Consider the following 4,354-nt stretch of genomic DNA (forward strand, 5'->3'; position numbering starts at 1 on the left):
GGCCGTCGTCGACCCCGCCGTCAGGGGCACCTTCCGCAGCCCGACGGGCAACCTCTTCTGCGACGTCAGCGCCGGCGCGGCGGTGCCGGCGTGCGAGGTGGCGCAGGGGCGGGTCGCTCCCCCGGCCCCGATGGTGTGCCCGGCCGGAGGGGCCAGGGACGTGGGCCGCGTGGAGCTGACCCGGGAGGGGGCCGTGCCGGTGTGCAACTCCGACACCATCCGCGTCCCCAGTGCCCCGGTGCTGCGCTATGGCTTCCGCACGGTCGCCGCCGGGTCGCCGTTGACGTGCCTCAGCGAGACGACGGGGGTGACCTGCGTCGACACCGCCTCCAGGCACGGTTTCTTCCTCACCCGCGGCGGCTTCACCCTGTTCTGAGCCGGCCCTTTCCCGGGCCGACGGACGGCATCCACCGCACGAGGACGGCGAGCAGGCAGGCCATGACCAGCGGCAGGACCATCGCCGCCTGCACGCCGTGCTGTCGCACGAGCCACCCGATGAGCCCCGGGCCGGCGAGGAACGCGGCATACCCGAAGGTGACGACCACGGAGAGCACCCGCCCGCCGCCGAGGTGGCCGGCCGAGCCGTAGATCTGCGGCGCGATCATCCCGACGCCGAGGCCGACGAGGGACCAACCGGCGAGGACGGGGGCGAGCGACGCGGCGAGCACGGTGACGAGGTAGCCGGCGGCCGCAGCGCCCGCGCCGAGCGCGACCACCCGGACGTGGCCGAACCGGGCCACGAGGTGGTCCCCCGACATGCGGATGACGACCATGAAGGCGCTGACGAAGGTGAGCCCCAGCGCCCCGGTGCCCGGGTCGACGTGGAGGACGTCCGTGACGTGGATCGACGACCAGTCCGTGGCCGTGCCCTCGGCGAGGCCGAAGCACACGGCCATGCCGGCGAGCAGCCACGCGACGGGCGGCACCGTCGCAGGCGTGCCGTCGACGCCTCGGCTGACGACCCGGGAGGTCGGGGCCCAGGCGGCGAGCGCGGCGAGGCCGACGAGGGCGAGCGCTCCCGAGGTGGCCATCGCGCCGCGCACCATGGCGCCCGGGTCGCCGTGGACGAGCCGCCCGACGACCGCCACGAGCGCGGCGCCGAGGAAGGAGCCGAGGCTCCAGCAGGCGTGCATCCGGCTCATGATGGGCTTTGGCCTCGCGCGTTCCACCTGGACGGCGAGCGCGTTCATGGCGACGTCCATCGTCCCGTTGCCCAGCCCGACGACCATGCTGCCGGCCAGGGCCCAGGCGAAGGAGGACGCGCCCCACAGCACGAGCGCACCGATGGCCATGACGAGCGCCGAGGCGAGCACGGGCGGCCGGGCGCCGCGCGAGTCGGCGAGTCGTCCACCGACCTGCATCGACGCGACGGCGACGATGCCCGTGGTGAGGAGCAGGACCGCGATGCCTTGGGTGTCGGTCCCGACGCGGTGGCGCAGCGCCGGCATGGACGCGGCCCAGGAGCCGAGCACGAGCCCGTTGACGGCGAAGGCGAGGGCCACGGCGAGTACGTCGCGCAGGCGTCCGGTGACAAGCACCCCGGCAGCGTAGCCCGGCGATCTCGAGGGTCCCCTCGCCCTGTCGCCGCTGCAGGGCCCCTCGCCACTACGGTTGCCAGGCGCTACGGTTGCGCGGCGATGACGTCGAGCTGGCCGAGGGTGTTCCACCCCGTCTGCGCGTCCCACGTTCCCTGGTTGGCCAGCTGAATCGCGTAGGCCGGCTTGGCGGCCAGCGTGGGCGACGGGTCCGGCAGGGAGAGGAGGACCCGGTAGGCGCCGGGTCGGACGGACACCGGGACGGTGAAGGAGGTCGTCCTCGCCACGCCGGGCGCGAGGGTGCGCACGTCGAGCGGGATGGCGTATCCGTAGCTGCCGTCGGCGCTTCGGAGGACCAGCTTGGCGGGTCGAGCACGGAACGGCGCCGCGTAGCCGTCGTTCAGGAGACCGACCTGGCCGGAGAGGGTGCCTCCGGCGACCGCCGCTCGGGGCAGCGTGACGGTGGTCAGCCGCAGCCGGTAGCCCAGCCGGCGCCGCACCTCGTCGAGACCGGCGGCCCCCCACGAGCTCATCACCTCGGGCCGGTAGTCGGCGTTGAGATAGGACCAGTGGTAGGCCGCGAGCTCTGAGCTGGCCGAGCTCCATTGCGTGCGAGGGGTGTTCACGACACAGGTCTCCCCGCCCATCGGCACGGTCTGCGTCTGGGCGCGGAGCCACGTCCGGTCCTCGCTCGTGGCGAACGTGCCGTAGTCGTCCGTTCCCGCGAGGAAGCAGTCGTCGTGGATGCCGACCCGCGCGGCCACCGCGCTCGGCGCGCCGGCCAGGAGCCGCTGCTTGATGCTCGGGGAGCGCACCTGGACGAAGAGAGACGGGCTCGTCGCCTCGAGCAGGGTGCGCAGGACCGTGTCGCGTGCCTCCCAGTCCGCGTCCGACAGCAACCACGGCCGCGCAGGGTCCGAGGCGAAGTTGTCGGAGTAGTACCACTCGCCCCAGCGACCGATGAAGCCGGCCTGGAGCGTGGCGATCACGTCGGCATTCGCGTTGAGGACCGGGGCGAGCGCGCGGACGTGGGTGATGACGCGGTCTGCGGGCGCGTCGTGACTCGAGTCCGCCGAGTACGCGAAGCGGACCACCAGCTTGACTCCCGCAGCGCGTGCCGCGGCGAGATCGGCCCTGACCTGGGAGAGGTATGCCGCACTCAGCCCGTCCGTCCCGACGAACCTCTCGAGGTAGAAGACGCGGTAGACGAGGGTGACGCCCTCCTGCGTGCGCCACCGCGCAGCGACCGCGGCGTCCAGCGGCGCGTACCCCGAGCCGTCCACCCGGCTGTGGGTCTCCGTGTAGTGGTACAGGCCGCGATCAGGGTTGGCGATGACCGCCGTCGACGGGCTGAAGGTCCGGGACACCACGGACGCCGAGAGGGCCGAGGCCGCGGACGTGACCGTGAGGATGGCCGCCGCGACGGAGGCGAGGATCGCCTTGCGCATACCACAAGGCTACCCGAATTCCCCTCATAACCGACAAAGCGCGCAGGCTGGGTTGTCAGCGACCGGCATACGGCGCGACGACGACCTCCACACGCTGGAACTCCTTGACATCCGAGTATCCCGTCGTCGCCATCGCCCGCCGCAGCGCGCCCATGATGTTGGTCGTGCCGTCGGCCTGGCGTCCCGGGCCGAGGAGGATCTCTTCGAGCGAGGCCTGCCCGCCCAGGGCGATCCGCTCGCCGCGGGGCAGCAGCTGGTGGTGCGCTTCCGGCCCCCAGTGGTAGCCACGGCCCGGGGCGTCGGTGGCCCGCGCCAACGCTGCGCCGAGCATGACGGCGTCGGCGCCGCACGCGATCGCCTTGACGATGTCACCGGACGTGCCGACGCCGCCGTCGGCGATGACGTGGACGTAGCGGCCGCCCGACTCGTCGAGGTAGTCGCGGCGCGCCTCGGCGACGTCGGCGACGGCGGAGGCCATCGGGGCGTGGATGCCGAGCGTCGTGCGGGTCGTGTGCGCCGCCCCGCCTCCGAACCCCACGAGGACGCCGGCCGCGCCGGTGCGCATGAGGTGCAGGGCGGCGGTGTAGGTCGCCGCGCCACCGACGATGACCGGCACGTCCAGCTCGTAGATGAAACGCGTGAGGTTGAGCGGCTCCGCGCGCCCCGAGACGTGCTCGGCGGACACGGTCGTGCCGCGGATGACGAAGAGGTCGACGCCCGCGTCCACGACGGTCTTCCAGTACTGCTGGGTGCGCTGCGGGGAGAGCGCTCCGGCCACCGTCACGCCCGCGGCGCGCAGCGCGCGCAGCCGCTCCGTGATGAGTTCGGGCTTGATCGGCTCGGCGTAGATGGCCTGCATCCGGGCGGTCGCGACGGCCGGGTCGAGGGAGGCGATCTCCGCCAGCAGCGGCGTCGGGTCGTCGTAGCGGGTCCACAGACCCTCGAGGTCGAGGACCGGCAGGCCGCCGAGACGGCCCAGCGCGACCGCCGTGTCGGGAGAGATGACGGAGTCCATCGGCGCGCCCATGACCGGGATGTCGAAGTGGTAGGCGTCGATCTGCCAGGCGACGGAGACCTCCTCGGGGTCGCGGGTGCGCCGCGAGGGCACGACCGCGATGTCGTCGAAGGAGTACGCGCGCCGCCCGCGTTTGCCTCGGCCAATCTCGATCTCGGTCACCGGCCGATCCTATCCAGCGCCGCCGGCACGCCCGGCCCTCCTCGCGGCCTCTACGTCACGCGTCACCTTCCCCCGTCGAGTGGCCAGTTCCGCACGTCACCCTCCCCGTCGAGTGGCCAGTTCCGCACGTCACCCTCCCCGTGCAGTGGCCAGTTCCGCACGGGACGGAGGCACCGGAGTGGCCACTCGACGAG

The 4,354-nt window shown here is 73.1% G+C and carries 4 protein-coding genes; 1 reads left to right on the top strand and 3 read right to left on the bottom strand.

Annotated elements, in window-relative coordinates:
• On the top strand, positions 1–376 hold a 376-nt coding region (locus VFJ94_RS05755), incomplete at its 5' end, for a hypothetical protein (protein WP_325003240.1).
• On the opposite strand, the gene VFJ94_RS05760 is transcribed toward VFJ94_RS05755, so the two are convergent.
• The 3 genes from VFJ94_RS05760 to VFJ94_RS05770 all read right to left on the bottom strand — a co-directional run bounded on the left by VFJ94_RS05760 (position 363) and on the right by VFJ94_RS05770 (position 4,160).
• Positions 363–1,538: an MFS transporter gene (locus VFJ94_RS05760; protein WP_325003241.1), complete on the bottom strand. Its 1,176-nt coding sequence runs from the start codon at positions 1,536–1,538 to the stop codon at positions 363–365. The two genes, VFJ94_RS05755 and VFJ94_RS05760, sit on opposite strands and share 14 nt — an antisense overlap.
• 83 nt (positions 1,539–1,621) lie before the next feature.
• Positions 1,622–2,983, bottom strand: coding sequence for a DUF4832 domain-containing protein (locus VFJ94_RS05765; protein ID WP_325003242.1), 1,362 nt, complete (start codon positions 2,981–2,983; stop codon positions 1,622–1,624).
• Between the two features lie 55 nt (positions 2,984–3,038).
• On the bottom strand, positions 3,039–4,160 hold the full coding sequence (locus tag VFJ94_RS05770) for a GuaB3 family IMP dehydrogenase-related protein (protein ID WP_325003243.1): 1,122 nt from the start codon (positions 4,158–4,160) through the stop codon (positions 3,039–3,041).
• Positions 4,161–4,354 lie beyond the last annotated feature (194 nt).

Origin of the sequence: Intrasporangium sp., assembly GCF_035688975.1 — a bacterium.
Taxonomy (GTDB): Bacteria; Actinomycetota; Actinomycetes; order Actinomycetales; family Dermatophilaceae; genus CALMNV01.